General features: G+C 71.9%; 22 protein-coding genes. 9 read left to right on the top strand and 13 right to left on the bottom strand.

Annotated elements, in window-relative coordinates; all coding sequences use genetic code 11:
• Positions 1 to 29 precede the first annotated feature (29 nt).
• Both MWM08_RS04255 and MWM08_RS04260 read left to right on the top strand, forming a co-directional pair.
• Positions 30 to 1,208 carry an amidase gene (locus MWM08_RS04255; RefSeq protein WP_244458232.1) on the top strand — a complete coding sequence of 393 codons (1,179 nt, stop codon included), beginning with the start codon at positions 30 to 32 and terminating at the stop codon, positions 1,206 to 1,208.
• On the top strand, positions 1,208 to 1,603 hold the full coding sequence (locus MWM08_RS04260) for an AtzH-like domain-containing protein (RefSeq protein WP_244458233.1): 396 nt from the start codon (positions 1,208 to 1,210) through the stop codon (positions 1,601 to 1,603). Before MWM08_RS04255 ends, MWM08_RS04260 begins: the two co-directional genes overlap by 1 nt.
• Before the next feature lie 52 nt (positions 1,604 to 1,655).
• On the opposite strand, the gene MWM08_RS26410 is transcribed toward MWM08_RS04260, so the two are convergent.
• Positions 1,656 to 3,167: a helix-turn-helix domain-containing protein gene (locus tag MWM08_RS26410; protein ID WP_279323232.1), complete on the bottom strand. Its 1,512-nt coding sequence runs from the start codon at positions 3,165 to 3,167 to the stop codon at positions 1,656 to 1,658.
• A gap of 321 nt (positions 3,168 to 3,488) precedes the next feature.
• Between MWM08_RS26410 and MWM08_RS04270 the strand changes: the two genes are divergently transcribed.
• Positions 3,489 to 4,463 (top strand): Bug family tripartite tricarboxylate transporter substrate binding protein, encoded by a 975-nt coding sequence (locus MWM08_RS04270; protein WP_244458234.1) that lies wholly within the window; start codon positions 3,489 to 3,491, stop codon positions 4,461 to 4,463.
• A gap of 13 nt (positions 4,464 to 4,476) precedes the next feature.
• On the opposite strand, the gene MWM08_RS04275 is transcribed toward MWM08_RS04270, so the two are convergent.
• The gene (locus MWM08_RS04275; RefSeq protein WP_244458235.1) at positions 4,477 to 5,721 is read right to left on the bottom strand and encodes a Zn-dependent hydrolase; all 1,245 of its coding nucleotides are present in this window, start codon (positions 5,719 to 5,721) and stop codon (positions 4,477 to 4,479) included.
• A 383-nt stretch (positions 5,722 to 6,104) separates the two neighbouring features.
• Here MWM08_RS04275 and MWM08_RS04280 point away from each other — a divergent pair, with 383 nt between their 5' ends.
• Positions 6,105 to 6,581: a septal ring lytic transglycosylase RlpA family protein gene (locus MWM08_RS04280; protein ID WP_244458236.1), complete on the top strand. Its 477-nt coding sequence runs from the start codon at positions 6,105 to 6,107 to the stop codon at positions 6,579 to 6,581.
• Between the two features lie 274 nt (positions 6,582 to 6,855).
• Here MWM08_RS04280 and pap read toward each other — a convergent pair whose 3' ends face one another.
• The 4 genes from pap to fsa all read right to left on the bottom strand — a co-directional run bounded on the left by pap (position 6,856) and on the right by fsa (position 10,764).
• On the bottom strand, positions 6,856 to 8,340 hold the full coding sequence (gene pap / locus MWM08_RS04285; protein WP_244458237.1) for a polyphosphate:AMP phosphotransferase: 1,485 nt from the start codon (positions 8,338 to 8,340) through the stop codon (positions 6,856 to 6,858).
• Between the two features lie 156 nt (positions 8,341 to 8,496).
• Positions 8,497 to 9,429 carry a tyrosine recombinase XerC gene (locus MWM08_RS04290; protein WP_244458238.1) on the bottom strand — a complete coding sequence of 311 codons (933 nt, stop codon included), beginning with the start codon at positions 9,427 to 9,429 and terminating at the stop codon, positions 8,497 to 8,499.
• A 1-nt stretch (position 9,430) separates the two neighbouring features.
• Entirely contained in the window at positions 9,431 to 10,111 is a 681-nt protein-coding gene (locus tag MWM08_RS04295; protein ID WP_244458239.1) for a DUF484 family protein, read from the bottom strand.
• Positions 10,108 to 10,764: a fructose-6-phosphate aldolase gene (gene fsa, locus MWM08_RS04300; protein WP_244458240.1), complete on the bottom strand. Its 657-nt coding sequence runs from the start codon at positions 10,762 to 10,764 to the stop codon at positions 10,108 to 10,110. The genes MWM08_RS04295 and fsa overlap by 4 nt, the downstream gene beginning before the upstream one ends.
• Before the next feature lie 73 nt (positions 10,765 to 10,837).
• Here fsa and MWM08_RS04305 point away from each other — a divergent pair, with 73 nt between their 5' ends.
• Positions 10,838 to 13,060 (top strand): primosomal protein N', encoded by a 2,223-nt coding sequence (locus tag MWM08_RS04305; protein WP_244458241.1) that lies wholly within the window; start codon positions 10,838 to 10,840, stop codon positions 13,058 to 13,060.
• 62 nt (positions 13,061 to 13,122) lie between these two features.
• Positions 13,123 to 14,358: an OprO/OprP family phosphate-selective porin gene (locus MWM08_RS04310; protein ID WP_244458242.1), complete on the top strand. Its 1,236-nt coding sequence runs from the start codon at positions 13,123 to 13,125 to the stop codon at positions 14,356 to 14,358.
• An 85-nt stretch (positions 14,359 to 14,443) separates the two neighbouring features.
• Here MWM08_RS04310 and MWM08_RS04315 read toward each other — a convergent pair whose 3' ends face one another.
• From MWM08_RS04315 to MWM08_RS04345, 7 genes are all read right to left on the bottom strand, one after another.
• Positions 14,444 to 16,039 carry an ABC transporter substrate-binding protein gene (locus MWM08_RS04315; RefSeq protein WP_244458243.1) on the bottom strand — a complete coding sequence of 532 codons (1,596 nt, stop codon included), beginning with the start codon at positions 16,037 to 16,039 and terminating at the stop codon, positions 14,444 to 14,446.
• A 48-nt stretch (positions 16,040 to 16,087) separates the two neighbouring features.
• Complete coding sequence (locus tag MWM08_RS04320; protein ID WP_244458244.1) at positions 16,088 to 17,758, bottom strand: glycosyltransferase family protein; 1,671 nt, start codon at positions 17,756 to 17,758, stop codon at positions 16,088 to 16,090.
• Between the two features lie 91 nt (positions 17,759 to 17,849).
• Positions 17,850 to 18,632: a succinate dehydrogenase iron-sulfur subunit gene (locus MWM08_RS04325; RefSeq protein ID WP_244458245.1), complete on the bottom strand. Its 783-nt coding sequence runs from the start codon at positions 18,630 to 18,632 to the stop codon at positions 17,850 to 17,852.
• A 72-nt stretch (positions 18,633 to 18,704) separates the two neighbouring features.
• Positions 18,705 to 20,516, bottom strand: coding sequence for a succinate dehydrogenase flavoprotein subunit (gene sdhA / locus MWM08_RS04330; protein WP_244458246.1), 1,812 nt, complete (start codon positions 20,514 to 20,516; stop codon positions 18,705 to 18,707).
• 102 nt (positions 20,517 to 20,618) lie between these two features.
• Positions 20,619 to 21,011, bottom strand: coding sequence for a succinate dehydrogenase, hydrophobic membrane anchor protein (gene sdhD / locus MWM08_RS04335; RefSeq protein ID WP_244458247.1), 393 nt, complete (start codon positions 21,009 to 21,011; stop codon positions 20,619 to 20,621).
• Positions 21,012 to 21,016: 5 nt separating this feature from the next.
• Positions 21,017 to 21,463: a succinate dehydrogenase, cytochrome b556 subunit gene (sdhC, locus tag MWM08_RS04340; protein WP_244458248.1), complete on the bottom strand. Its 447-nt coding sequence runs from the start codon at positions 21,461 to 21,463 to the stop codon at positions 21,017 to 21,019.
• Between the two features lie 220 nt (positions 21,464 to 21,683).
• Positions 21,684 to 22,631, bottom strand: coding sequence for a tripartite tricarboxylate transporter substrate-binding protein (locus MWM08_RS04345; RefSeq protein WP_244458249.1), 948 nt, complete (start codon positions 22,629 to 22,631; stop codon positions 21,684 to 21,686).
• 229 nt (positions 22,632 to 22,860) lie between these two features.
• On the opposite strand from MWM08_RS04345, the gene MWM08_RS04350 reads away from it, so the two are divergent.
• Genes MWM08_RS04350 through MWM08_RS04360 form a run of 3 tightly spaced genes read left to right on the top strand, consistent with a single transcriptional unit; the run spans position 22,861 to position 25,596 of the window.
• Positions 22,861 to 24,084 (top strand): MFS transporter, encoded by a 1,224-nt coding sequence (locus MWM08_RS04350; RefSeq protein ID WP_244458250.1) that lies wholly within the window; start codon positions 22,861 to 22,863, stop codon positions 24,082 to 24,084.
• 7 nt (positions 24,085 to 24,091) lie between these two features.
• On the top strand, positions 24,092 to 24,736 hold the full coding sequence (locus tag MWM08_RS04355) for a trimeric intracellular cation channel family protein (RefSeq protein WP_244458251.1): 645 nt from the start codon (positions 24,092 to 24,094) through the stop codon (positions 24,734 to 24,736).
• Positions 24,733 to 25,596, top strand: a complete 864-nt coding sequence (locus tag MWM08_RS04360) for a DMT family transporter (RefSeq protein ID WP_244458252.1) — start codon at positions 24,733 to 24,735, stop codon at positions 25,594 to 25,596. Before MWM08_RS04355 ends, MWM08_RS04360 begins: the two co-directional genes overlap by 4 nt.
• Positions 25,597 to 25,760: the final 164 nt, after the last annotated feature.

Raw genomic sequence — 25,760 nt, forward strand, 5'->3', positions numbered from 1 at the left:
CGCCGCGCCCGGCGGGGCAGGATGGGCGCATGACCTCCTCCCCCTTCGTCCCCGGCACTTCCGTCCGCATCGATGGCGCCCCCGGCGGCCAGCTCGCGGGCCTCACCTTCGCCGCCAAGGACCTGTTCGACGTCGCCGGCCACCCGACCGGGGGCAGCAACCCTGACTGGGCCCGGCAGAACCCCATCCCGACGCGCCACGCCTGGGCCGTGCAGGCGCTGCTCGATGCCGGTTGCACGCTGGTCGGCAAGACCATCACGGACGAGGTCTCGCTCGGCATCCTCGGCGAGAACGCCTTCGAGGGCACGCCAGAGAACCCGGCAGCGCCGGGCTACGTGCCGGGCGGGTCGTCCTCCGGTTCGGCGAGCGCGGTCGCGGCGGGGATCTGCGACACCGCGCTCGGCACAGATACCGGCGGGAGCGTGCGCGTGCCGGCCTCCTTCTGCGGGCTGTTCGGCATCCGGCCCACGCATGGACGGCTCGACCTGTCGGGCATGCTGCCGCAGGCGCCGACCTCGGACACCACGGGCTGGTTCGCGCGCGATGCCGCGACCTTCGCGCGGGTTTCGGCGGTGCTGCTGCAGGAGCCCATCGCCCCCGCGCTGCCCACGCGCCTGGTGGTGGCGACCGACGCGTTCGGCTTCGCCGACCCGGCGACTCGCGACGTGCTTCAGCCGATGCTGGATCGCCTGAAGCGCATCATTCCCGACTGGCGGGAGGACATCCTGGCCCCGCCCGGCCTGACCACCTGGTCGCGCGCCCAGCGCACGCTGCAGCCGGTCGAGGCCTGGGAGACCTTCCGCCCCTGGGTCGAGCGCGACAATCCGCGCTTCGCCTTCAATGTGGCGCGCGGCCTGGTGCTGGGGGCCACGATGCCCGAGGCCGAGCGCGGCAGGGCTGCGCTGGTGCGGCGCGAGGCCCGCGGGCGCATGGCGCATCTGCTGCCGCCGGGCACCGTGCTGGCGCTGCCGACCACGCCGTTTCCCGCGCCGCGCACCGGCCTGCCGCTGCCCGAGCTCGAAGCCATCCGTGCCGCGATCAACGTGTTGTGTGCCTTCGGCGGGCTGGCGGGGCATCCGCAGGTCAGCATGCCGGGCGCGGTCTGCGATGGCCGCCCGGTCGGTCTTTCCCTGCTGGCCGCGCGGGGTGCCGATGCGCTGCTGGTCGCTACCGCCGTTGCCCTTGCGAACGAAAGTGAGACTGCCTGATGGAGATCAACAACCCCGAGGTCGTGGAGGAGGTCCGCGCCCTGTTCGAACGCTACGAACAGGCGCTGATCGACAAGGATGTCGATGTGCTCGACGCGACCTTCTGGAATTCGCCGCTGACGATCCGTTCGGCCATCCACGAGAACGGCTTCGGCTTCGACGAGATCCACGCCCATCGCGTCCGTCGCCCGCCCGGCCCCGGCATCAAGCTGAACCGCCGGCGCCTGGTGATCACCACGCTCGGCCGCGACATCGCCACCGTCCACCTGGAATTCGACATGCGCGGCCGCGACATGCCCGCGCGCCAATCCCAGACCTGGGTGCGCCTGCCGGATGTCGGCTGGAAGGTGGTCCTGGCGCATGTCTCGGTGACGGAGTCGAGCCCGGCCTATTGAGCGCGCCGGCTCCTGACGGCCCGCGGCCGCGAGCGCCGGCGCATCCGTCACCTCATGCCGGCAGGCCAAGCGCGGTCAGTCCCTCCAGGAGCCGGCCCTGAGTATCGTCGCAGCGTGAGTCGCCGATGCCTGGAAGCGCGGCTTCGACCCGCGCGAGCGTGATGCCCGGATAGGCCCGACGGAGCAGGTCAAGCGAGCGGGCGGCAGACTGTTGTTCACCGAATGCGAGGTAACACGGCGCAAGCACCCGGTTGAGCCAGACTGCCGCGGGGTTCTCCGACAGCGCCCGATTCATCCAGCGCGCCGCTTCCTCGAAGCGTCCGGCGACGAAATGCGCCTTGCCGATACCCGCGAGGCAGTTCGCGATGGGTGCCCGCGGCCCCTTGAGCTGCATCGCGCGGCGAAAGCACGCGAGCGCGGCCTCGGGTTCTCCATGGATCGCCCGTAGCCACCCTTTGCGCTCCCACACCCAGCCGAAGCCCGGGTCGACGGCTCCCGCGCGTGCGAGCAGCGCGTCGACCTGATCGCATCGGTTTGCGGCAATGGCGCCGCCGCTGCGCGCCGTCAGCACCAACGGATCGCCGCATGGATCGAGTGCCGCTGCGCGGTCGGCGAGCTGCCGCGCCAATACCCTTTCGGCGTCCGGATGCGCGGTCCCGTCGTAGAGGAGAAGCTGGGCCCGGCACCACGATGCCAGCGCGACAGGCCGCGGGTCGTCCGGGTCGAGTCCCATCGCCTGCTCGAGCGGCCCGAGCGCCGCGCGGGCGCTGGTCGGGTCGGCTGCCAGGATGAACGGCAGCGCACGCAACACGAGATCGTGCGCGCGCAAGCTGCCTGGCGGCTTGCGACGGGCGGAGTCCATCTCCGCGGCGTCGATGCTCTGCCGCGTCGCGCGAACGACCTGATGAGCGATACGGTCCTGAAGCTGCGGCAGCTGCTCGACCGTCCCGTCGTGCGCGTCGCCCCAAAGATGCCGCGACCCGTCCGCGAGGTCGCGCAGGGCGGTCAGGACGCGGACAGTGCCGCCGGGCAGGCGCACGACCCGTCCGGTGAGACCATAGCGCGCATCGGATGGCTGCACGCCCCGACCATCCGGTGCTGGCCGGACGAGGCGAACAGCGAAGCCATGGTTGCGGGCCAGCGCGCCCGAAATCTGCTCGGAGACAGCTTCCGCAAGCCGCCGCAGTTCGAAGCAGCCGCCTTCGGTCTGGAAGCTGTGAACGGCAATCACCGGCGCGTCACGCCGGCGCGATAGGTGGGGTACAGCAAGGTGGTCGACGGTGCGTGCGTCTGCCGTGATGCCGCGGCCTCGCGCGAGCGTTGCGGATGGTGCCTCGCCGAAACGGCGCCGATACTCCGCGGCGAAGCGCCCGAGGTGGGCAAAACCGAACCGTGTGGCGATGTCAGTGGTCGACGTGTCGGGTCTCGGTGCCAGCAGCGCCTCGCGCGCCGCGGCAAGACGCATACCGCGAAAATGCGCGAGCGGCGGATGACCGACGAAGGCAACGAAATGGCGATGCAACGTGCGTTCTGGCACGTCGCAGAAGCGGGCAAGGTCCGTCACGGACAGCGGGTGCGACAGCGCCCTGCGCATATACGCCAGCGCACGCCCGACATCGCGCGGGACCGCAGCACACGCGGCCGATCCGGGGAACGCACGGGAGCCATCTGGCACCATGGCATGCTCCAGGCAGCGGCACCGCCCGGCGTTCCTTCTTGGACCCTCGGCCACACCGCGGCGTGAGCATAGGCTGCCCACCGATCCCCCGGACGTAGATTCTGGCATTTCCCGGACAGGAGTGGCCGAAACTGGATAGTGCCTCCATCCGTGCTTCCGCAGTTTCGATGCGCCGCGCATTTGCCGCGCATTTGAACGGAGGATCGCATGCGTCGACGCGTCCTGCTGGGCCTTCCAGCCGCGCTTCTCCCGATCGCCTTGCCGCGCGCCCATGGGCAGGGCCCATCCTGGCCTGCCGCCCGCCCCATCCGATTCATCGTCCCGGTCACGCCCGGCGGCAGCCAGGACATCGTCGCGCGGTTGCTGGCCCGCCCGCTCACGGACGCGCTCGGGCAATCCGTGCTGGTGGAGAACATGCCCGGCGCGGGCAGCAACATCGGCTACGAGTTCGTCGCCCGCTCCAGGCCCGACGGCTACACTCTGCTCGCCGGGTCGGACAGCCTGTCGATCAATCCGGGACTCTACGCCCGCGTCGGCTACGACCCCGTCGCCGACTTCGCCCCGGTCGCGCGGGCGGTGCGCGTCCCGCAGATCCTGGTCGTGCGTGCCGATGGCGGTGCGCGGGACTTCGCGGCCTTCATCGCCGCTGCACGATCCCAGCCGGTCTCCTTTGGCAGCGCCGGCAACGGCATGCTGGCGCACCTGGTCGCGGAGCAGGTCCAGGCGGCGACCGGGACACGCTGGACGCATGTGCCCTATCGCGGCGGTGCCCCGGCGATGAACGACCTTCTTGCCGGCGTGCTGCAGTGCGTCGCGATCAACGTGACGCCCGTCGCGGACCTGGTTCGCAGCGGGCGGCTGCGCGGGTTGTTCGTCTCGACAGCCGAGCGTCTCGCGATCCTGCCGGAGGTCCCGACCCTGTTGGAGGCGGGCGTGACCGGCGTGCCACCTGCCGTGGGATGGCAGGGCGTGTTGGCGCCGGCGGGCACCGACGCGACAATCGTTGCACGCCTGAACGTTGCGATTCGCGAGTCCGTCCAGAGACCTGAGGTGGTCGAGCGTCTTCTTGCCCTCGGCGCCCAGCCACTGGACGAGCCGCCCGAGGCGATGGCCACCGTCATTCGGGCCGATGCCGAGCGTTGGGCGGGAGTTATTCGCCGCGCTGGGATCCGACCGGATTGACGACCCCCCGGCGTCACACGACGCGGTTTGCGCGCGCCACAACCGCCTCGAACAACACCTGGCATCCTGCCTCCGCTTCCTCCGGCAGGATGCTCTCCGCTTCGTTGTGCGACAGCCCGTCCTTGCAGGGCGTGAAGATCATCGCGGTCGGGATGCTGCGTGCGACGTATACCGCGTCGTGCCCCGCGCCCGAGATGATCTCGCGCGAGGTGAACCCCAGCCGCTGCGCCGCCTGGCGCACCAGGTCGACGCAGGATGGGTCGAAGGGCTGGGCCGGGATGCGGAAGAGTTCCGACAGGTCGAGCCGGCAGCCGGTCTCGGCGACCAGCCGCGCCGCCTCGGCCGGGAAGGATTCCGCCAGGCCGGTGATCTGCGCGTCGTCGGGGTGGCGGAATTCGACGCTGAAGCGGACCTCGCCGGGCACCACGTTGCGGCTCGCCTGCGGGATGGTCAGCCAGCCGACGGTGCCGCGGCCATCTTCGCCGCGCTCGCGCATCAGGCGATCGACCAGCGTGACCACGCGCGCGGCCGCCACCAGCGCGTCGCGCCGCGCGGAGGGCGGCGTTGTGCCGGCATGGCTGTCCTGGCCGATGATGACCGCGTCGTACCAGACCTGTGCTTGTGCACCCGTGACGATGCCGACCTGCTTGCCCTCGCGCTCCAGGATCGGCCCCTGTTCGATGTGCAGTTCGAAATAGGCGTCGGCCGGGAAGGGCTTGGCGTCGTGCGGGCCCTTGTAGCCGATGGCGTCCAACGCCTCGCCGACCGACACGCCATCGACGTCGCGCAGGCCGTAGGTCTTCTCGAGGCTGTAGATGCCGGCCCAGGTGCCCGACCCCATCAGCGAATGGCCGAAGCGCGAGCCTTCCTCGTCGGTCCAGTTGATGAGTTCGATCGGCGCTTCGGTCGTGATGTTGAGGTCGGCCAGCGTGCGCATCACCTCGAGCCCGGCGATGACGCCCAGCGCGCCGTCGAACTTGCCGCCGGTGGGCTGGCTATCGAGGTGGCTGCCCAGCAGCACCGGCAGGCGCCTGGGGTCGCGCCCCTCGCGCCTGGCGAACATGTTGCCGATGGCATCCACGCGGACCGTGAGCCCCAGCGCCTCGCACCAGCCCTTGAAGGTGTCGCGGCCCTGCTTGTCCACGTCGGACAGCGTGAGGCGCCTGACGCCGCCCTTGGGCGTGGCGCCGATCTGCGCCATGGCCATCAGGCTGTCCCACAATCGCTTGCCGTCGATGCGCTGGTTGGTGCCGCTCATGGTGCGTCGGGTCCGTGCCGGGGGAGACGGGCGCGTGTACTGGACCGGCCGCGCGGCGCCAATCCCCTGCCGCCCGGCCGCGCGTCGCTTGCGGTCCGGCGAATACAATAACGAGAGCGGTGAATTCAATGGACGCGCAGGGCAATCCAAATAGAAATTACAGCACAATACTTTACAGACGCGGCAAGTCACGCCGCCCCTATACCGGGGCGTTCCTTGCCCATGTGCTGGCACATCATGGCAGGGGTATTGCGTGCCCCCGGGAATTGCTGCAAGGAAGGGGACGTTGCCAAGCCCCCCGCCTGCGAATTCAGGCAACCACGGGCGCGCGCCGGCCATCGCCAGCGCCCGTGCCGCCAGAACCGCCGAGGAGTGTGCCCCCCATGGCGTTCCGCCGTCGCCCAGCCTTCCGCGCCCCAGCGCTGCGTGCCGCCACCTGCGGCGCCGCGCTCGGCCTGTCGCTGATGACCATGGGCTGCGCCCAATCCGCCGAGGGCGATGCCCAGCCCAATGCCGCGGCGCCCACCGTCGAGCATCGTCCCGCCGGCGCGCCGCAGGTCGGCGTCGCATCCTACTACGCGCGCCACTTCACCGGCCGGCGCATGGCCAATGGCCGGCCCTTCGACCCGCAGTCGGACACCATCGCGCACCGCACGCTGCCGTTCGGGACGATCGTGCGCGTGACCAACCTGCACAACGGCCGCAGCGTGACCGGCGTGGTGCAGGACCGCGGGCCCTGGACGCGCGGGCGCATCGTGGATCTCAGCCCGCGCATTGCCCACAACCTCGACATGATCCGCAGCGGCGTCGCGCGGGTCGAGGTGGTGCCGGTCATCGAGGTGGCCGAGGCGCGGGACTGACGCGCTTTTTTTGCCCTCAGGCGCCGGGCGCGGCCTCCGGCCGCTTGGCTTACGCGCCACGGACTGATCCGCCAGGCGGGACGGAAGGTTTGGGCGCGGTCGCGCTGTGCGCTCGCGGATCGCTGCACGATCCGTTGTCTTTCCCCTGAACGCCGGGCAGCGGCATGCGCCAACTTGGCTGCGCGCCGCGTGCTGGTGCGCCGAGCGCGAGGGGTGGTCTCGGCGCGGTCGCTTCTTCCGCTTCCGGATCGCTGCGCGGTCCGTTTGTCAGACCTCAGGCGCTCTTCAACGCCGCCTCGACCCGCTCTGCCAGCGTGCGGATCACCTTGACCCGGGCATGCAGCTTGTTGTCCGCCTCGACCAGGGTCCACGGCGCGATGCGCGTCGAGGTCCGCTGCACCATCTCACAGACCGCTTCCTCGTAGGCGTCCCATTTCTCGCGGTTGCGCCAGTCCTCGGCGGTGATCTTGTGCTGCTTGAAGGGCGTGGCCTCGCGTTCCTTGAAGCGGCGATGCTGCTCGTCCTTGCTGATCGCGAGCCAGAACTTCGCCACCACCGCGCCGCGTGCCGCCAGCTGCTCCTCGAAATCGTTGATCTCGCCATAGGCGCGCCGCCAGTCGTGCTCGGGCGCGAATCCCTCGACGCGCTCGACCAGCACGCGCCCGTACCAGGACCGGTCGAACACCACGAAGCGCCCCGGCCGCGGCATGTGGCGCCAGAAGCGCCAGAGATAGGGCTGCGCGCGTTCCTCCTCGGTCGGCGCCGCGACCGGCACGATCCGATACGCGCGCGGGTCGAGTGCCGCACCTAGCCGGCGGATCGCGCCGCCCTTGCCGGCGGCGTCGTTGCCCTCGAACACCGCCACGACGCTGATCCGCCCGAAGTGCCGGTGCCGGGTGGCCCGCGCGAGCCGCCCCTGCGCCTCGGCCAATTGCTCCTCGTAGTCCTCGCGCGACAGCTCCTGGTCGAGGTCCAGCGCGCGGATGACGTTGACGCGGTCGGGCGGCGGGGATGCCGCGACACTCACGGCCGCCGGCACCGAGGCGGGCGCGTCGAGCCTGGCGCGCATCGCCCCCAGCAGGTGCCGCCCGACGAACAGCGCGCGATACCGTTCATCGGCCGCCGGCACGACGGTCCAGGGCGCCTCACCGGTCGAGGTCTCGCGCAGGAAGGGCTCGCAGACCTCGATGAACTCGTCGTAGCGCTCGAACAGCACGCGGTCGTAGCGCGTGACCTTCCAGGACGTCTCGCGGTCCTTCTCCAGCCCCTTGATGCGCTGCTTCTGCTGCGCCTTGGACAGGTGGAACCAGTACTTCACCAGAAGCACGCCCTCGGCGGCGAGCATCCGCTCGAGCCGCAGGATCTCCTCCGTGCGGCGCGCGAAGCCGCCGGCGCCGAGCTTGCCCAGCACCCGCTCCAGGATCGGCAGGGTCTGCCAGGCGCCGAAGAACACGCCGATGCGCCCCTTGCGCGGCAGGGCCTTCCAGAAGCGCCACATCGGCGGATGCGCCGCCTCCTCCTCGGTGGGCAGGGCGAAGCCGGTCACCTCGATGAAGCGCGGGTCCATCCATTCGTTCAGCAGGTGGACCGTCTCGCTCTTGCCCGCACCCTCGACGCCGGCGATCAGCACCAGCACCGGGAAGCGCTGCTGCTCGGCCAGGTCGCGCTGCGCCTGCAGCAGCGCGCGGCGGAGTTCCGCCTCCTCGCGCTTGTAGTCCGCCTTCGTCACCTTGTGGTCGAGCTCGGCCGCTTCGAACATGGCGCGTCGTTCCCTGCGGCGCGCCGCGTACCGGGCGCGTCCTGCCCGACGATCATGCAGGCTCGCGCAGGGATGCGATAGCAGCGCGTCGTGCCGCGGCGGCACGCCCTGGCTTCCGCCACGCCAATCCTGCGCGCATATGGGTGCCTGCTCGGGTCACCCCGCGCGCGGATGCGCCTTCTTCCAGGTCGCCAGCAGCCCCGCCGCATCCACCGCGGTGTAGCGCTGCGTGGTCGACAGGCTGGCATGGCCCAGCAGGTCCTGGATGGCGCGCAGATCCGCTCCCGCGCCCAGCAGGTGCGTTGCGAAGGAATGGCGCAGCGCGTGCGGCGTGGCGTGTTCCGGCAGCCCCGCCAGGCGGCGGAATTCGCGCAGCGACCTCTGCGCCACCGCGGCATCGAGCCGCCCGCCCCGCGCGCCGAGGAACAGCGGATCATCCGCGGCTCCCGGCCCGCGATGCTTCAGGTAGTCGGCCATCGCCACGCGCACCGCCGGCAGAACCGGCACCAGGCGTTCCTTGGCCCCCTTGCCCACCACGCGCAGCGCCGCGCTGCCGCCGGGCAGCGGCGCATCGCCCAGGTTCAGCGCCAGCGCCTCGGCGATCCGCAGCCCAGCGCCATACAGCAGCGTGAACAGCGCGACGTCCCGCGCCGCCTGCAATGGCGCGCGTTCGTGCCGGGCGGGGTCGTAGTGCTCGCCGACGTCGCGCGCGACGGCGCGGGCATCCGCGGTCGTCAGGGCGCGCGGGATGGGTGGCTTCGGGCGAGGCCCGCGCAGCGCGCCGACCGGCAACGCCGCCATGGCATGCCGGCGCGTCAGGTAGCGCAGGAAGCCGCGCACCGCCGCCAACCGCCGAGCGCGTGTCGCGGTGCCATCGCCCGCGCCCGCGCGCGCCGCCAGGAAACCGCGCAGGTCCGCCGGGCGCAGCGCGCCCAACGCCGCGATATCGGGCTCCCCGCCCAGGTGGCGCGTGAGGAAGCCCAGGAATTCCGCGATGTCGTGGCCATAGGCCTCGAGCGTATTCGGGCTGGCACGGCGTTCCCCGGCCAGCCAGGCGAGCCAGGCCGCGCGCGCCTGTTCGCCGGTCATCTCACCGCGACAGCGCGGCCGCCACGGCGCGGCCCAGGAAGGCCAGCACCGCGACCGACTGGCGCACCGGCAGGGCGGCGGCCTCGCGCGCGCCGACCGCGATCAGCATGGGGGGGCCATCGACCAGCGGCACGCGTGCCAGCGCGTCGCGCAACACCAGGCCCGCGGCCTCGGCATGCAGCAGCGCGGTTTCGGTGGGCTGGGCGCGCACCACGGCGTCGCGCCCGCGCCCGATCAGGCGCGCCACGGCGCCGCCCGGCAGCATCCGCACCCCGTGCGGCAGGGCCGGGATGGCGCGCGGCACGGGTTCGGCCGCCAGCGAGCAGGTCTCGACACCCAGCAGCGCGGGCACTTCCTGCGTCACGGCTTCCATCACGTCGGGGGCACGCATCAGCGCCAGCACGGCCAGGCGGATGCGCACGGTCAGCCCGGCGCCGGCGCGCCCGGCCTCGACCGCGGCGCGCACCTCGGCCTCCATGGCGCGCGCCCGGGCGCGTTCGGCCGCCAGCATGGCCGCCATGTGGTCGGCCAGGCGTTCGCCATGCAGTCGCCGGGGCGGCACCAGCACGCGGTAGATCTCCGGGCGTTCGGCCAGGAAATGCGGGTGGGCGCGCAGGAAGGCCTCGACCTCCTCCGCCCGGAGATCCGGCTGGACGTCCGCGACGGGGAGGGATGTGCTCACAGGATGGATTGCCCCGTCTTCTTCCAGTCGGCCAGGAAGGCCTCCAGCCCGCGGTCGGTCAGCGGGTGCTTCAGCAACATACGGATCACCGATGGAGGAAGGGTTGCCACGTGTGCGCCCATTTTCGCCGCTTCGACCAGGTGGATCGGGTGGCGGACCGACGCCACCAGGACTTCGGTCGTGAGCGCGGGATAGTTACGGTAGATCTGCACGATGTCAGCGATCAGCCGCATCCCGTCCGTCGCGATGTCGTCCAGCCGGCCCACGAAGGGGGAGATGAAGGCCGCCCCCGCCTTGGCCGCCAGCAGCGCCTGCGCGGGGGAGAAGCACAGCGTGACATTGACCATCGCGCCGTTGTCCGCCAGGCGGCGGCAGGCGACCAGCCCGGCTTCCGTCAGGGGCACCTTCACCGCCACGTTCGGCGCGATGGCCCGCAGCACCTGGCCCTCGGCGACCATGCCGGCGGCGTCGGTGGCGGTGACCTCGGCGCTGACGGGGCCGGTGGTGATGGCACAGATCTCCGCGATCACCTCCTTGAAGTCGCGGCCGGATTTCGCGATCAGGGAGGGGTTGGTGGTGACGCCATCGACCAGGCCGGCCTCGGCGAGCGAACGTATGTCGGCCACCTCGGCGGTATCGACGAAGAACTTCATATCCGGAGACCTTCCTGCGGCAGTCTGGGGCGCGCCGCGCGCGCCGGCGGTGTCGGGGGTCACAGTGTAACCGATGGCTGGCGCGGCGAACACGCGCGGTCCCGTGACGGCGCAGGCTGTTGCGGCCACGACACGGGTGCGGGTGCTGCTGCCCCTGCCCCTGGGCGCGGCCTATGACTACCGCGTGCCCTCCGGCATGGCGGTGGCGCCGGGCTGCTTCGTCGTGGTGCCCCTGGGCGGACGTGAAGTCGCTGGCGTGGTGTGGGACGGCGCGGCCGATCCTGCGCTGCAGGATGCTCGCCTGCGCGACATCCGCGGCGTTCTCGACGCCCCGCCCATGACCGAAACGCTGCGCCGATTCGTGGACTGGGTCGCGGCCTATACGCTCAGCCCGCCCGGCGCGGTGCTGCGCATGGCCATGAGCACGCCCTCGGCTCTCGAAGCCCGCGCGCCACAAGCCGGCTGGCGCAGCACCGCCGCCCGGCCCGAGGGTCCGCGCATCACACCGCCCCGCGCACGCGTCCTGGCGTTGCTGGCCGACGGCGCGCCGCGCGCGGGCGGCGAGATCGCGCGGGAGGCCGGCGTGGCGCCCGCGGTGCTGCGCGGCATGGCCGATGCGGGGCTGCTGGAACCCGCGCTGCTGCCCCGCCCCGCGCACTTCACGCGGCCCGACGCGGCGCACCCCGGCCCGGTGCTGGGTGCGGAGCAGGACAATGCCGCGGCCGCGCTGCGCCTGGCCGCCGGCCGGCGGGCCTTCGGCGTGACGCTGCTGACCGGCGTGACCGGCTCGGGCAAGACCGAGGTATATTTCGAAGCCATCGCCGCGACCCTGGCGCAGGGCCGCCAGGCGCTGGTGCTGCTGCCCGAGATCGCGCTGTCGACGCAATGGCTCGACCGCTTCGCCGCGCGCTTCGGCGCCGCCCCTGCGCTGTGGCATTCCGAACTGACGTCGCGCACGCGGCGCGAGACCTGGCGCGCGGTGGCCGAGGGCGAGGCCCCGGTACTGGTCGGCGCACGCTCCGCGCTGTTCCTGCCCTTCCCCGACCTTGGCCTGATCGTGGTCGATGAGGAACACGAGACCGCCTTCAAGCAGGAGGAGGGCGTGGTCTACCACGCGCGCGACATGGCGGTGGTGCGCGCGCGGCTGTGTTCGGCCGCCTGCGTCCTGGCCAGCGCCACGCCCTCGCTGGAATCGAGCGTGAATGCGCAGACCGGGCGCTACGCCGCGCTGCATCTGCCCGCGCGGCACGGCGGCGCGGCGCTGCCCAGCGTCTCGTTGGTGGACATGCGCGCAACGCCGCCCGAGCGCGGCCGGTTCATCAGCCCGCCGCTGGTGCAGGCGGTGACCGACACGCTGGCGCGCGGCGAGCAGGCGATGCTGTTCCTCAACCGCCGTGGCTACGCGCCCATGACGCTGTGCCGCAGCTGCGGCCACCGGCTGCGCTGCCCCAACTGCACCGCCTGGCTGGTCGAACACCGCGCTGCGCGCCGCCTGCAATGCCACCATTGCGGCCATGTCGAGGGCATTCCCGAGGCCTGCCCCGAATGCGGCACGCCCCATTCCACCGTGCCGATCGGCCCGGGTGTCGAGCGCGTGCTCGAGGAAGCAAGCGCGATCTGGCCCGATGCGCGCCGGCTGGTCATGGCGTCGGACACCATCCCCGGCCCGGCGGCAGCGGCGGCGGCGGCGAAATCCATCCAGGACCGCGCGGTGGACCTGGTGATCGGCACGCAGATCGTCGCCAAAGGCTGGCACTTCCCGCACCTGACGCTGGTCGGCGTGGTCGATGCGGATCTCGGCCTCGCGGGCGGGGACCTGCGCGCGGCGGAGCGCACCTTCCAGCTGCTGCACCAAGTGGCCGGGCGGGCCGGGCGGGAGGAACGGCCCGGGCGCGTGCTGCTGCAATCCTTCGCGCCCGAACACCCGGTGATGCAGGCGCTGGTGGCCGACGACCTCGAGGCCTTCATGGCGGCCGAGGCCGATGCGCGCCGCCCGGGCCACTGGCCGCCTTTCGGGCGCCTGGCGGCGCTGATCGTGAGTGCCGAGGAGGAGCGCGCGGCCGACCGCATCGCGCGCGACCTCGGCCTGGCGGCGCCGGGGGGCGATGGCGTGGAGGTGTTGGGGCCGGCCCCCGCGCCGCTCGCGATCCTGCGCGGGCGGCACCGGCGGCGACTGCTGCTCAAGACGCGGCGCGACATCGCGGTGCAGCCGCTGCTCGAAGCCTGGCTGGCCAAGGTGAGCGTCCCGGGCAATGTCAGGGTCCAGGTGGATGTGGACCCGGTGGGCTTCCTGTAGTTCGGGTGACGGGACAGCCCGATACGGTACGGTCCGACCGGGCAGCGTGGGATGGCGGGGCCATGGTGAAGCAGGGCGCGCAGGCGCGATGGCGGGTTCGGTGCGGCGCGATGGCGCTGGCCGCGCTGCTGGTGCCGGCGACGCCGCGCGCGGAGGATACGCCGCGCGCCGCCATGCCGCGGCTCGACCTGTTCGACGGACGGTTCACCCTGGCGCCGGCCGGGCGGCTCGACCTCGATGCCGGGTCATTCGCCGGTCAGGAGGTGCGGCCGGGCTTCCAGAGCAATGTCGCGGTCCGGCGGGCGGAGGTCGGTGTGCGGGGCCAGATCCTGCCCGGGCTCGACTATGTGGTCCTGTGGGAATTCGCCCCGCGCGCGCCGGGCGGGCAGCCGGATGGCGGGCAGCTCTACGAGGCGCAGCTCGCCTGGTCGGGCCTCGACTGGATGACCGCGCGGGCGGGGGTCTTCACGCCGCTGCACACGCTGGAGGTGTCGGGCGGGTCGTTCTCCCAACTGTTCATGGAACGCGCTTCGATCATCGAGATCGCCACCAGCCTGGCCTCGGGCAGCAGCCGGCTGGCGGCCGGCGTCGAACTGCGCGGCGAGACTTGGTTCGCCTCCGCCTATGCCACCGGCGGCGTCACCACCACCGCCGATGACGGGCAGCAGCGCGGCGTCGCCGGCCGCGCCGTCGTGCAGCCCTTCGCGGGATGGTTGCGCGTGGCGCTGGGCGCCAATGCTGCGCTGCAGACCGAGCCGGGCACGCGCGGCGACGCGTCGGTGCGGCTGCGCGACTATCCCGAACTGCGCATCTCGCCCAACAGGTTCCTCGACACGCGGAGCATCGCCGCCGGCCAGGCCTGGGCGGCGGGGCCGGAACTCTCCGGCATGGTCGGGCCGCTGCACCTGGCCGCCGAGGCCCAGGCGATCGGCGTCGATGCCGACGCAGGCGGCGCGCGGCGCTTCGGCGGCTGGTACGGCGCGGCATCCTGGCCGCTGCTGGGGGCGCCGCGACGTTGGGACCCACGCCTGGGTGCCTGGACGCGGCCGGGCGGCGCGCTGCTCGATCCCGCCGCGGGCGAATGGGGCTGGCTGGAACTCGCCGGCCGCTACAGCCGGGCCGACCTGAATGACGGGCCGACGCGCGGCGGCATCCAGTCGATCTGGACGCTGGCGTTCAACTGGTACCCCGAGGACCGCATCCGCGTGACGATGCAGGCCGAGGCCGGGCGGATCACCGGCAACGGGCCCGACCGTCCCTTCCAGGCGGTCGGGTGGCGCGTGTCACTGGCGCCGTGACCGGCACGGCACGGGGCCCCGTGCCAAGGCCGCGTCCCGCCCGCCCTTCGCGACGTGGCGGGGCCGCGTGGCCGCGGGCATCAGGCTACCGTGCCGCGCGCACGCCCATCGCGATGGTGCGCTCGTCCATCCGCGGGTCATGCACCAGGCCGCGACGCGCCGCCCAGGTGTTGATGTACTGCACCAGCTGGATCACCGGTTCCTCCTGGGCGAACAGCTCGACCGCTTCCTGCCAGATCGCCTCGCGCCGTTCGTCGTCGAGCGTGGCCGAACCGCGTGCCGCCAGAGCATCGAAGGCGGGCGAGGAGAAGCGCGCATTGTTGTTCGCCCCGGTCAGCAGCTGCCGGTTGTTGGTGGCGATGGTGTTGACCAGGAAGTTCGAGCCCTCGCCGGTCGAAGACCCCCAGGCCGCCATCTGCATGGCGTATTCCAGGCGTGCGCGGCGCGGCACGAAGGCGGTCCAGGGCGCGGCATCGACCGTCACGCGCACGCCCACGCGCGTCCACATCTGGGCGATCGCCTGGGTCAGGCGCGCATCGTTCGGCCAGCGGTCGTTGGGCGTGTTGACGGTGACGCGGAAGCCGTTCGGGTAGCCGGCCTCGGCCAGCAGCCGGCGCGCACCGTCGGGGTCGTAGGCGCGCGGGCGGACGCGCGGGTTGTAGCCGAAGGCGCCCTCGGGCAGCCATTGCGCGGTGGCGGTGGCGGCACCCTCCATCACCTGGTCCACCAGCGCCTGGCGGTTGATGGCCATGGACAGGGCGCGGCGCACGCGCACGTCCTTGAACGGGTTGACCGGCAGCGGCGTGCCGTTGTTGTCGGTCACCAGCGGCGTGTTGCCGTCGCGCGTGTAGTCGGGCGCCATGTAGACGGTGCGCAGCGACGGGATCTCGGTGATGGTCACGCGGTTGTCGCGGCGCAGCCGCGCGAGGTCCGAGGTCGGCACCTGTTCGATCAGGTCGAGGTCGCCGGCCAGCAGCGCAGCGGTGCGCGCCGCGTCGTTGTTGACGATGCGGTACGACACGCGCGCCCAGGGCTCCGCCCCGCCGAAATACGCCTCGTTGCGTGCCATCTCGATCCGGTCGCCGGAGCGGTAGGACACTAGCCGATAGGGCCCGGTGCCGATCGCCGCGCGGCCGGTGTTGAAGTCCTCGGTCGCCGCCCCTTCCGCCGCGTGCCGCGCAATGATCGACACGGATGCGAGGTCGAGCGGCATCAGCGGATGCGGCGCGCGGGTGTGCAGGCGGATGGTGTGCGGGTCCACCACCTCCACCCGTTCGATCGCGCGCAGGAAGCCCTGGAAGCCGCCCGGGCTGTTCGGCACGTTCGGCACGCGGCCGAAGGTGAAGACCACATCGTCCGCCGTGAAGGGCCGCCCATCATGCCACGTCACGCCCTGGCGCAGCTTGAACTCCCATACCGTGTCCGACACCACGCGCCAGGATTCCGCGAGCGAAGGGCGCGGGCGGGCCCGCCCGTCGCGTTCCACCAGCCGGTCGAAGATGTGCATCGTCAGCGCGTTGTTCGGCCCGACATTGTGGAAATGCGGGTCGATGGTGGTGACCGGCGCGGCCGACCCGAGCGTCAGCGTCTGAGCCGCAGCAGGTGCTGCGAAGCCGAAGGCGAGGGCGGCGAGGCCTGCGGCCGCGGCCAGGGCCCGGCGATGCGTGGCACGAGGTTCCATGGGTCGGTTCTCCCGTTGCGTGCCGTCCCGCGGTCGCGCGGCCGGCCTTCAGGGGGATGCTGGCACAGTTGGCGCCGGATGCCAGTCCCCGTTCGGCCACGACCGGTCGCGCAGCAACACCAGCCCCGCCAGCGCCCCGCCCGCCCCGCTGCCGCCCAGCGCGACCTCGATCGCCGGCGCACCGTCGGGCAGGTCGAAGAACACCTCGGCGCGCAGGCGCCCGTCCAGGACCGGCGCCGCGCCGCCCGCCTGCTGCACGCGCAGCGCACAATCCGGCAGGGGCTCCTCCGGCACCGGGACCGCGCGCAGCTGCCAGCGCCCCGGCGCCAGCCCATCGAGGCGCGCGACCGCCGGCCAATCCGGCGCGTTGGTCGCGGCAGCCTCGATCCAGATCGCTGCCACGCCATTCGGCATCACGCGGGCGAAGCCGCGCGGGGCCGTGACCGCGATCTCGTCCGGGTCGATCACGCGCGCCTCCTGCCCGGCGATGCGCGCGGCCTGGGCCACCATGTGCGGCAGGCGCAGGCCGCGCCCGGTGATGGGCTGCCGCGTCCAGACCACGCCGCGCGGGAAGTCCTGGCGGCGCCAGCCGAAGCGGCGGCGCTGCGTGGCCTTGGGCGCGCCGGCGGTGTGCAGCATCCAGCCGCAGCGCCAATCCGTGAGGTGCCGGCCGGTGGCGATCAGGTTGAACTCCGGATCGAGCCGGTGCAGCGGGAAGCCGAGCCGGCGCAGTTCGGCGTTGATCGTGTCCTGTTCGGGATGGGTGCCGCCAACGAGGCCCTCGCCGACCGCGCGCACCAGGTCGAGGTGCGACCGCGAGAGCACGATCAGCCCGGCATTGAAGTAGTCCTCGGGCGGGAAGGGGGGCACGCCGTGCATGGCCGCCGCCTCGGCCGCGATCTCGGCGCGCGGGAAGTGCCGCGCTTCGGGATAGGCGCCGACTTTCTCCGGCGGCACCAACCCGAACAGGTCGGGCGCGTGCGGGCGGACCAGGATGTCGGCATCCATCATGATCACGCGGTCAAAGGCCTCGGCCAGCGGGATGGACAACGCCTTCAGCGTGGGGCCGGGCAGGCCGGCGCCGTCGCGCGCCACCACGAGCTCGGCGTCGATCGCGGCGGCATAGGCGCGCACGGACGGGCCGGTGATCTCCCATTCCGCCTCGGTCTGGGCGCCGACCACGGTGACGATGATGGCGTGGCGGCCGGGCGGGCGTGGTGCTGCGGGCGGGGCGCCGCGGCGCGGGCGCAGCGCGGTCAGGCCCGGCAGCCGTGCCAGCACGGTAAAGCCACGCGCAATCGCGTCTTCCTGCTCGGCGGTCAGCGGCGGGGCGAGCAGAAGCCCGTCCGTCCGTAGCAGCCGCGTGGCGCCGAGCGCGCCACGCACCGCGTCCTCGGCACCGACCAGCACCACGTCGGGGCGCAGCCCGTGCTGCGCGCGCACCAGCAGGGGGTGCGCCTGGCCCGGCGGCGGCGGTTCGATCGGCGGCAGGCCGCGCAGGTGCAGGCAGGGGTCGTGCGGCAGCGTCGCGAGCAGCGGCGCGAGGTCCGCCTCGCGCGCCTCCATGCCCATCACCCAGTCGGGTTGGCCGCGCCGGGCCGCCGTGAGCAGCGCCGGCAGCGCGGCGGCGGCGCGCCAGGCCAGGAAACGGCGCGCCCCAGGCGCATGGCGGGCGACCAGGCCGGCAATGGCGCCAGGATCGGGCGGAGGTTCGCTCAAGGGGCGGGGTCTCGCGGCGCCGGGTGGCGCCGGGCCTGGGCGTTGCCCGCCCAGCTGCGCGCGCGTGCCGCTCCCGGCATTGCGCCGGGGCTCAGCCCTGGCGTTCGACCATCAGCTTCTTGATCTCGCCGATCGCCTGCGCCGGGTTCAGCCCCTTGGGGCAGGTGCGGGTGCAATTCATGATGGTATGGCAGCGATAGAGCTTGAACGGGTCCTCGAGCGCATCGAGCCGTTCGCCGGTGGCTTCGTCGCGGCTGTCGGCGATCCAGCGGTAAGCCTGCAGCAGCACGGCCGGGCCGAGGTAGCGGTCGCCATTCCACCAGTAGGACGGGCAGGCGGTGGAGCAGCAGAAGCACAGGATGCATTCCCACAGCCCGTCGAGCTTCGCCCGTTCCTCCTTGGACTGCAGGCGCTCGCCATCCGGCGGCGGCGGCGTGTCGGCCTTCAGCCAGGGTTCGACGCTGCGCAGCTGTGCGTAGATCTGGCTGAGGTCCGGCACCAGGTCCTTCACCACCGGCATGTGCGGCAGCGGGGAAATGCGGACATCGCCCTTCACCTCCTCGATCGGCTTGAGGCAGGCCAGCGTGTTCAGCCCGTCGATGTTCATCGAGCACGACCCGCAGATGCCCTCGCGACAGGACCGGCGGAAGGTCAGCGTGGAGTCGACCTCGTTCTTGATCTTGATCAGCGCGTCGAGAACCATCGGCCCGCACTGGTCGAGGTCGATCTCATACGTGTCGGTGCGCGGATTGGCGCCGCCATCCGGGTCCCAGCGGTAGATGCGGAAGGACCGCACGTTCTTCGCACCCGACGGCGCGGCATAGGTGCGGCCCTCGCCGACGGTGGAGTTCTTGGGAAGCGTAAAGGTGGCCATCTTGCTGTCCTTTGCGCCGCCCGGGCCGCGCGCCGGGGCCGGTGCCCCCGCGGCGGCCGGACGGCCCGGGTCCTAGTAAACGCGCGCCTTGGGCGGAAACACCTGCACTTCGTTCGTCAGCGTGCGCATCTTCACGTCGCGGTAGTCGAGCTTCACCGCATACTTGTCGTCCACGCGCGCCAGCGTGTGCTTCATCCAGTTCTGGTCGTCGCGGTCCGGATGGTCCTCGTGCGAATGCGCCCCACGGCTCTCGTGGCGGGCATCGGCGCCGTGGATGGTGGTCAGCGCATTGCCGATCAGGTTGTCGAGTTCCAGCGCCTCGACCAGGTCGGAATTCCAGATCAGCGAGCGGTCGGCGATCTTGATGTCCGAATAGCCCGCGGCGACCTTGTCCATCTTCTCCACGCCCTCGCGCAGCAGTTCCGTGGTGCGGAACACCGCGGCGTGGGTCTGCATGGTGCGCTGCATGTTGAGGCGCAGCTCGGACACGCTGGTGCTGCCCTTGGCGTTGCGCACGCGGTCGAAGCGGTCGAGCGAGGCCTCGCCCGCCTTGGCCGGCAGCGGCGGCTGGCTCGCGCCCGGGCGGATCGTCTCCGCCGCGCGATGCGCCGCCGCGCGGCCGAACACCACCAGGTCGAGCAGCGAATTGGTGCCGAGCCGGTTCGCGCCATGCACCGACACGCAGGCGGCCTCGCCCACCGCCATCAGGCCGGGGACGACCTTGTCCTGGTCCTTGCCGGTCGCGGCCAACACCTCGCAGTGAATATTCGTGGGGATGCCGCCCATGTTGTAGTGGACGGTCGGGAGCATCGGGATCGGCTCCTTGGTCACGTCCACGCCGGCGAAGATTTTTGCCGTCTCGGAAATACCGGGCAGGCGTTCGTGCAGGATGTCGGCGCCGAGGTGCTCGAGGTGCAGATGGATGTGGTCCTTGTGCGGACCCACCCCGCGGCCTTCGCGGATTTCCATCGACATGGCGCGGGAGACGACGTCGCGCGACGCCAGGTCCTTCGCGGTCGGCGCATAGCGCTCCATGAAGCGCTCGCCTTCGGAATTGGTCAGGTAGCCGCCTTCGCCGCGCGCGCCTTCCGTTACGAGGCACCCCGATCCGTAGATGCCGGTCGGGTGGAACTGCACGAACTCGTTGTCCTGCAGCGGCAGGCCGGCGCGCAGCACCATCCCGCCGCCATCGCCCGTGCAGGTATGCGCCGAGGTGCAGGAGAAATACGCGCGCCCATAGCCGCCGGTGGCCAGCACCACCGTCTGCGCGCGGAAGCGGTGCATGGAGCCGTCTTCGAGGCACCAGGCGGTCACGCCGCGGCACACGCCCTCGTCATCCATGATGAGGTCGAGGGCGAAATACTCCACGAAGAACTCGCAATTGTGCTTCAGCGACTGCTGGTACAGCGTGTGCAGGATCGCGTGGCCGGTGCGGTCTGCCGCGGCGCAGGCCCGCATGGCGGGCTCCTTGCCGTAATGCGTCATGTGGCCGCCGAAGGGGCGCTGGTAGATCTTGCCGTCCTCGGTGCGGGAGAACGGCACGCCGTAGTGCTCGAGCTCGATGATCGCGGGCACCGCCTCGCGGCACATGTATTCGATGGCGTCCTGGTCGCCCAGCCAGTCCGACCCCTTCACGGTGTCGTACATGTGCCAGCGCCAGTCATCCTCGCCCATGTTGCCGAGCGCGGCACCGACGCCGCCCTGCGCCGCCACGGTGTGGCTGCGGGTCGGGAACACCTTGGTGATGCAGGCGGTCTTGAGCCCCGCCGCACCCATGCCGAAGGTGGCGCGCAGCCCGGCGCCGCCGGCCCCCACCACCACAACGTCATAGGTGTGGTCCACGATGCGGTAGGCGCCGCTGGAAGGCTTGCTGATCGCGTTCATCGATCCCGTCTCATCCGTTCCGCGCGGCGGGGAAGAAGCCCTCCGGCCCGCGTCATGTGTCGTCTAGCCACTTGGGCGTTCCCCGGCATCCTGCCAGGGGTTTCAGACCGCGATCCGCAGTACCGCCAGCGTGGCCACCAGCCACAGCAGCGCACACAGGCCCTTCACCGCCAGCACTGCGCCCATGCGCGGCAGCTCGCCGCGTACGTAATCCTCGATCACCACTTGCAGCCCGGCCGCGGTATGGTGGAAGGCGGCGGCCAGGAAGGCCAGCAGCAGCACCGCGTTGAACGGCCGACCGATCCACGACACCGCCTGCTGCCAGGTGCTGTCGGGCATCCGCGCCAGCGAGAACACCAGCCACAGCGTCAGCGGCAGCAGCGCGACCGAGGTGACGCGCTGCATCCACCAGTGATGCGTGCCGGTCTTGGCCGCCCCCATGCCGCGCGCGCGGCCGAGCGGGGAACGAAGCGTGCGGAGCGTGGGCTGGGACATCGCGCTCAGATCCAGGTGATCAGCAGGACGAGCCAGGTGAGCGCGGTGAGGCCCGCGGTCCCCATCAGCACCATCCGCCCTGTGGCATAGGTGGTCGGCAGGTCGTAGCCGCGCCCGCTGTCCCAATACAGGTGCCGCAGCCCCGCCAGCGTGTGGTACCAGGCCACCGCGGTCAGGGCCATCAGCCCCAGGATCCCGAAGAAGGATCCGAAGAACCACTGCACGCCGTTGAACGATGCCTCGCCGGCGGCGGCGGCCGCCAGCCACCACACCAGGAAGACCATGCCGATCGACCACACGATGCCGGTGATGCGGTGCGTGATCGACAGCACGCTGGTCATCTGCATCATGTCGTAGGCTTGCAAGTGCGGCGACAGCGGACGGCGCACAAGCGTGCCGTCCGAACGGCGGCCGACCATCACGGCCTCCCGCACATCGGTGGTCTTGGACATGGGTCCGGTACTCCAGGCGGCCGCTTGTCCCGTTCCCGTGCGGAAGATGCGGCCTTGATCTCGCGCATTTGTATGGTGCGGCGCGGCAGAGCGTCAAATCGCGCGGGTTCCGCGCGGCGCCCGTTTCGGGCACGGCGCAAGCCGGGGCTTCTCCACGAGCGTTCGGGACGGCGCCGTCCGGCAAAGTCCGCAGTTCGGCACGGCAATCTCGAACGGTCGATCAGCCCAACATGCTTCGGCGCAGCCGTGGCGCGAGCGCCGTGATCCGCGGCCGCTCCTGCGCCAGGAGAGCGGCGAACTCAGCCGGCGGCATCACTGGCGTCTCGGCGTACCAGCCCGCCACTGCCTGGCGCACCGCGGGCAGGGCGCAGGCGCGCGCGATGTCGCGGTGCAGGCCGTCGCAGGTCTCGGGCGTGGTGCCTGGCGGGGCGAAGACCCCCCACCAGCCGATCGCCTCGAAGCCCGGTTGGCCGAGCTCGGTGAAGCTGGGCACAGTCGGCAGCCGCGCGACGCGCCGCGGCGTCGTGACCGCGATGGGGCGCAGCGCGGGTCCCCCCGGTGGCCGGGGCGTGGCGGCCGAAGGCGACTCGACGGCCAGGTCCCAGCGCGGCGGCGAGCCGCGCCCGCGGACGCCGAAATCGACCAGGGAAAAGCGCACGCCCGCCGCGCTTTCGACCAGCGCCATGGCCACGCCCTCCGAGCGCAGCGTGGGACCGACCCGGACCGCGACGCTGTCCGGCTCCCGCCCTGCCAGCCGGAGCAGCGCCGCGAGGTCCGACACGCCGAGCTCCACCTTCGCCAGCAGCACGCTGGGAAAGCGGAAGACCATCGTGACCGGCACCAGATCGTGCATCCGGTCGGGCAGGATCGCGCGCGTGGTGGGCCGGAAGAAGGTGGCGATGTCATCGGTCAGAAGCAGGGTGCTGCCGTCGGGCGGTGCCGCGATGGTGTCGGGGATCGCCCGCCCGTCCGCGCGCAACGCCACGCGCCCGCGGCGCACCTGGCCCAGCGCCTGGCACAGGGCTTCGTCGAGCACACCGGCGCCGGCCGCCGGGCCACCCCGGCCGATCAGAAGGTCCAGTGTCGGTACGGGCTGGGCGTGCGCCGCAGCCGGTAGGGATGCCAGGGCGAGCGCGGCCAGGCTGCGGCGGTGGATGGAATTCATCATGCGCCGATGCTCGCGCTGCACCGCCGGGAGAGCAACGAAAGCCTTCGCGATTCGCGGCGCGGGCCGGCCCGGACCGTGTAGCGCGGCGGTCGGGAGGACGGCGGGGGGGCACCGCGCCGGCGTGATGATCGACGCCGGTCCCAAGGATGGAGGGATTGTCACGAAGGCCCGGCGTTGACGCGACAGCACCTTGCGCCCAGCGTTGAGGGACATCTGACACGAGCGCCGCATGCCTGCCGCCGACACGCCCGCTACCGGCCAGGACGCCCGGATCATCGCCCTGATCGGCACCGGGCATTTCCTGTCGCATTTCTATGTGCTGACGCTGCCGCCGCTGTTCCTGCTCTGGCGCGCCGAATTCGACGTGTCCTTTGCCGAACTCGGCCTGGCGATGGCGCTGATGTCGGGCACCACGGCGCTGCTGCAGACCCCCGTGGGCTTCCTGGTCGACAAGCACGGCGCGCGCCCCTTCCTGGTCGGCGGCACGCTGCTGATGGCGCTGTCGATCTCGGCGATGGCCTTCGCACCGGGCATCTGGGCGATCTGGCTGCTGGCGATCCTGTCGGGCGTGGGGAATTCCGTCATCCACCCGGCGGACTACGCCATCCTGGCGGGGTCCATCGGCAAGGAACGGATGGGCCGCGCCTTTGCGTTGCACACCTTCACCGGCAACCTGGGCTTCGCGCTGGCGCCGCCGGTGGTGGCGGTGCTGGCGGAAGTGATGGGCTGGCGCGGGGCGCTGCTGTTGGTAGGCTTGCTCGGCGTGCCGGTGGTGGTCGCCATCCTGGTGCAGTCGCGCATCCTGCGCGACCAGGCCAAGCCGGCCCGAACCGGCGACGAACCGAGCGGGCGGGAGGTGCTGCTCTCGCGCCCCATCCTGCTGTTCTTCGGGTTCTTCATGCTGTCCTCGATGGCGGGGTCTGGCGTCCAGGCCTTCGTTATCACGGTGCTGGGCAAGTTGTGGGGCACCCCGGTCGCGGTCGCCTCGATGGTGCTGACCGGCTACATGGTGGGGGCCACGGCCGGCACGCTGGTGGGGGGCTGGGTGGTGGACCGCACCAAGCGCAACCTGATCGGCTTCGTGGTGGTGCTGACCAGTGTGGCGATCGCCATGATCCTCGCCCTTGGCCTGCTGCCGATCCCGGAATTGCTGTTGCCGGTGGTTGGCCTGGTGGGCGGGCTCGCGCTTGGCGCCTCGCGCACGCCGCGCGACGTGATGCTGAAGGACGCCGCGCCACCGGGGCAGATCGGCAAGGTGTTCGGCTTCGTCTCCTCCGGGCTGCCGCTGGGTGGGGCGATCACGCCGGTGCCGCTCGGCTTCGTCATCGACATGGGCTACCCGCAGCTGGTGCTGCCGGTGGTGGCGGCGCTGCTGGCCTTGTCGCTGCTCTGCGCCGGGTCCGCCCAGGCCGAGGCCCGCAGCCGCCGCACCGCGCCCGCGCCGGCCGAATAAGGCGGGCGTGAGCTATTTCGACGACCTGCTGCTGGTCCTGACCTGGGCGGCGGTGGCCGTGCTGGCGGTCGCCGGCGCGCTGTCGGCGTCGCGCAAGCAGCTCGACCCGGTGGGCTTCATGCTGATCGCGTGCCTGTGCGCCTTCGGTGGCGGCACCGTGCGTGACCTGATCCTGGGCGCGCCGGTCTTCTGGCTGGCGGTTCCCGGCATGGTGGGGCTGGCGGCGGCCCTGGCGGTGGCGGTCTTCTTCACCGCGCACCTGGTCGAACGCCGCTTCGTGGTGCTGTTGTGGGCGGATGCCGTGGGCCTCGGCCTGTTCGCCGTGCTGGGGGCGGAGGCCGCGCTGCGCGCCGGAGCCTCCCCCTGGGTGGCGGTGCTGATGGGCGTGGTGACCGCCACCTTCGGCGGCGTGCTGCGCGACATCGTCTGCGCCGAGGTGCCGCTGATCCTCCGGCGGGAAATCTATGCCACCGCCGCCGCCCTCGGCGCCGCGGTCTTCGTGCTGTTGAACGAAGCCGGCGTCGGGCGCGTCGCCGCCATCTCGGCCGGCGGGCTGATCGCCTTCGGCGCGCGCGCCGCCGCGATCGCCACCGGCTGGTCGCTGCCCTCCTATCGCGCGCGCCCGGGCCGCGACTACCCGGACCGGCGATGAGCCAACCCACGCTTGCGGTGCTGCTCACGCTGGCGGCGGGGCTGCTCTACACGCTGGGTTATGCGCTGGCGAAGATCCTGTCGGATGCGCTGGATCCGGTGCAGATCACCTTCCTGCGCTCCGCCATCGTGCTGGCGGGGTGGGGCGCGTGGCTGGTCGTCACGGCCGATGCCGGCGCTGCGGTGCGCCGGCTGCTGGCACCGCCGCGCGCCATGGACCAGCGCCTGGCCGCCGCGATGCTGATCTTCTCCACCACGCTCGCCGTGCTCGGCTATTCGCTGGTGCCGGTGACCGAGGCCTCCGCCCTGGGATTCACCGCGCCCATCATCCTGGTGGTGCTGGGTGCGCTGGTGCTGCACGAACGCGTCACGCCGCGGCGCTGGGTGGCGGTCGCACTTGGCTTCGCCGGCATGCTGGTGGTGGTGCGCCCGGGCGGGGAATTGTTCACCTGTGCCGCCGCGGTGCCTGTCGCGGCCGCGCTCACCTACGCGCTCTACCAGGTGATGACACGGCGCATTCGCGGCGCGGCCGATGAATGGGACGCGACGCTGCAGGGCGCGCTGGCCGGCGTGGTGCTGCTGGCCCCCGCCATGCCCTGGCTGTGGCGCGCGCCGGCCATGGCCGATGTTGCGCTTGTGGTGCTCTATGCGGCGGTGCAGACGGCGGCGCTGCTGTGCATTGCGGGTGCCGTGCGCCGCGCCGAGGTCTCGGGCCTGGCCCCCTGGCACTATTCGCGCATCGTGTTTGCGCTCGGCTTCGATGCGCTGCTGTTTGCGCGCCTGCCGGGCGCCTGGGCGATCGCCGGCTGCGCGCTGATCGCCGCCGGCGGGCTGGTGCTGGCGTGGCCGCGCCGGCGCTAGGGTCGTTTCCGTTCGCTATGGCTCGCGGAAACGTCCCCAGGGGCCGAATCCCATCATCTGTCGCGCGCTTGGCCGGTCTCGCGCGGCACCCGGGCGTCAGGCCGCTTGCCGATGCCATCAGCATCGGCAGCGCGTCCTTGCTGGCGGCCTGCTGCGCGATCCTC

This window comes from Roseomonas fluvialis, from assembly GCF_022846615.1.
In the GTDB taxonomy this organism is placed as follows: domain Bacteria; phylum Pseudomonadota; class Alphaproteobacteria; order Acetobacterales; family Acetobacteraceae; genus Neoroseomonas; species Neoroseomonas fluvialis.

Coding starts and splice junctions, on each gene's coding strand:
- MWM08_RS04255 (WP_244458232.1), top strand. CDS start 30: ATGACCTCCTCCCCCTTCGTCCCCGGCACTTCCGTCCGCATCGATGGC.
- MWM08_RS04260 (WP_244458233.1), top strand. CDS start 1,208: ATGGAGATCAACAACCCCGAGGTCGTGGAGGAGGTCCGCGCCCTGTTC.
- MWM08_RS04270 (WP_244458234.1), top strand. CDS start 3,489: ATGCGTCGACGCGTCCTGCTGGGCCTTCCAGCCGCGCTTCTCCCGATC.
- MWM08_RS04275 (WP_244458235.1), bottom strand. CDS start 5,721: ATGAGCGGCACCAACCAGCGCATCGACGGCAAGCGATTGTGGGACAGC.
- MWM08_RS04280 (WP_244458236.1), top strand. CDS start 6,105: ATGGCGTTCCGCCGTCGCCCAGCCTTCCGCGCCCCAGCGCTGCGTGCC.
- pap (WP_244458237.1), bottom strand. CDS start 8,340: ATGTTCGAAGCGGCCGAGCTCGACCACAAGGTGACGAAGGCGGACTAC.
- MWM08_RS04290 (WP_244458238.1), bottom strand. CDS start 9,429: ATGACCGGCGAACAGGCGCGCGCGGCCTGGCTCGCCTGGCTGGCCGGG.
- fsa (WP_244458240.1), bottom strand. CDS start 10,764: ATGAAGTTCTTCGTCGATACCGCCGAGGTGGCCGACATACGTTCGCTC.
- MWM08_RS04305 (WP_244458241.1), top strand. CDS start 10,838: ATGGCTGGCGCGGCGAACACGCGCGGTCCCGTGACGGCGCAGGCTGTT.
- MWM08_RS04310 (WP_244458242.1), top strand. CDS start 13,123: ATGGTGAAGCAGGGCGCGCAGGCGCGATGGCGGGTTCGGTGCGGCGCG.
- MWM08_RS04315 (WP_244458243.1), bottom strand. CDS start 16,039: ATGGAACCTCGTGCCACGCATCGCCGGGCCCTGGCCGCGGCCGCAGGC.
- MWM08_RS04325 (WP_244458245.1), bottom strand. CDS start 18,632: ATGGCCACCTTTACGCTTCCCAAGAACTCCACCGTCGGCGAGGGCCGC.
- sdhA (WP_244458246.1), bottom strand. CDS start 20,516: ATGAACGCGATCAGCAAGCCTTCCAGCGGCGCCTACCGCATCGTGGAC.
- sdhD (WP_244458247.1), bottom strand. CDS start 21,011: ATGTCCCAGCCCACGCTCCGCACGCTTCGTTCCCCGCTCGGCCGCGCG.
- sdhC (WP_244458248.1), bottom strand. CDS start 21,463: ATGTCCAAGACCACCGATGTGCGGGAGGCCGTGATGGTCGGCCGCCGT.
- MWM08_RS04345 (WP_244458249.1), bottom strand. CDS start 22,631: ATGATGAATTCCATCCACCGCCGCAGCCTGGCCGCGCTCGCCCTGGCA.
- MWM08_RS04350 (WP_244458250.1), top strand. CDS start 22,861: ATGCCTGCCGCCGACACGCCCGCTACCGGCCAGGACGCCCGGATCATC.
- MWM08_RS04360 (WP_244458252.1), top strand. CDS start 24,733: ATGAGCCAACCCACGCTTGCGGTGCTGCTCACGCTGGCGGCGGGGCTG.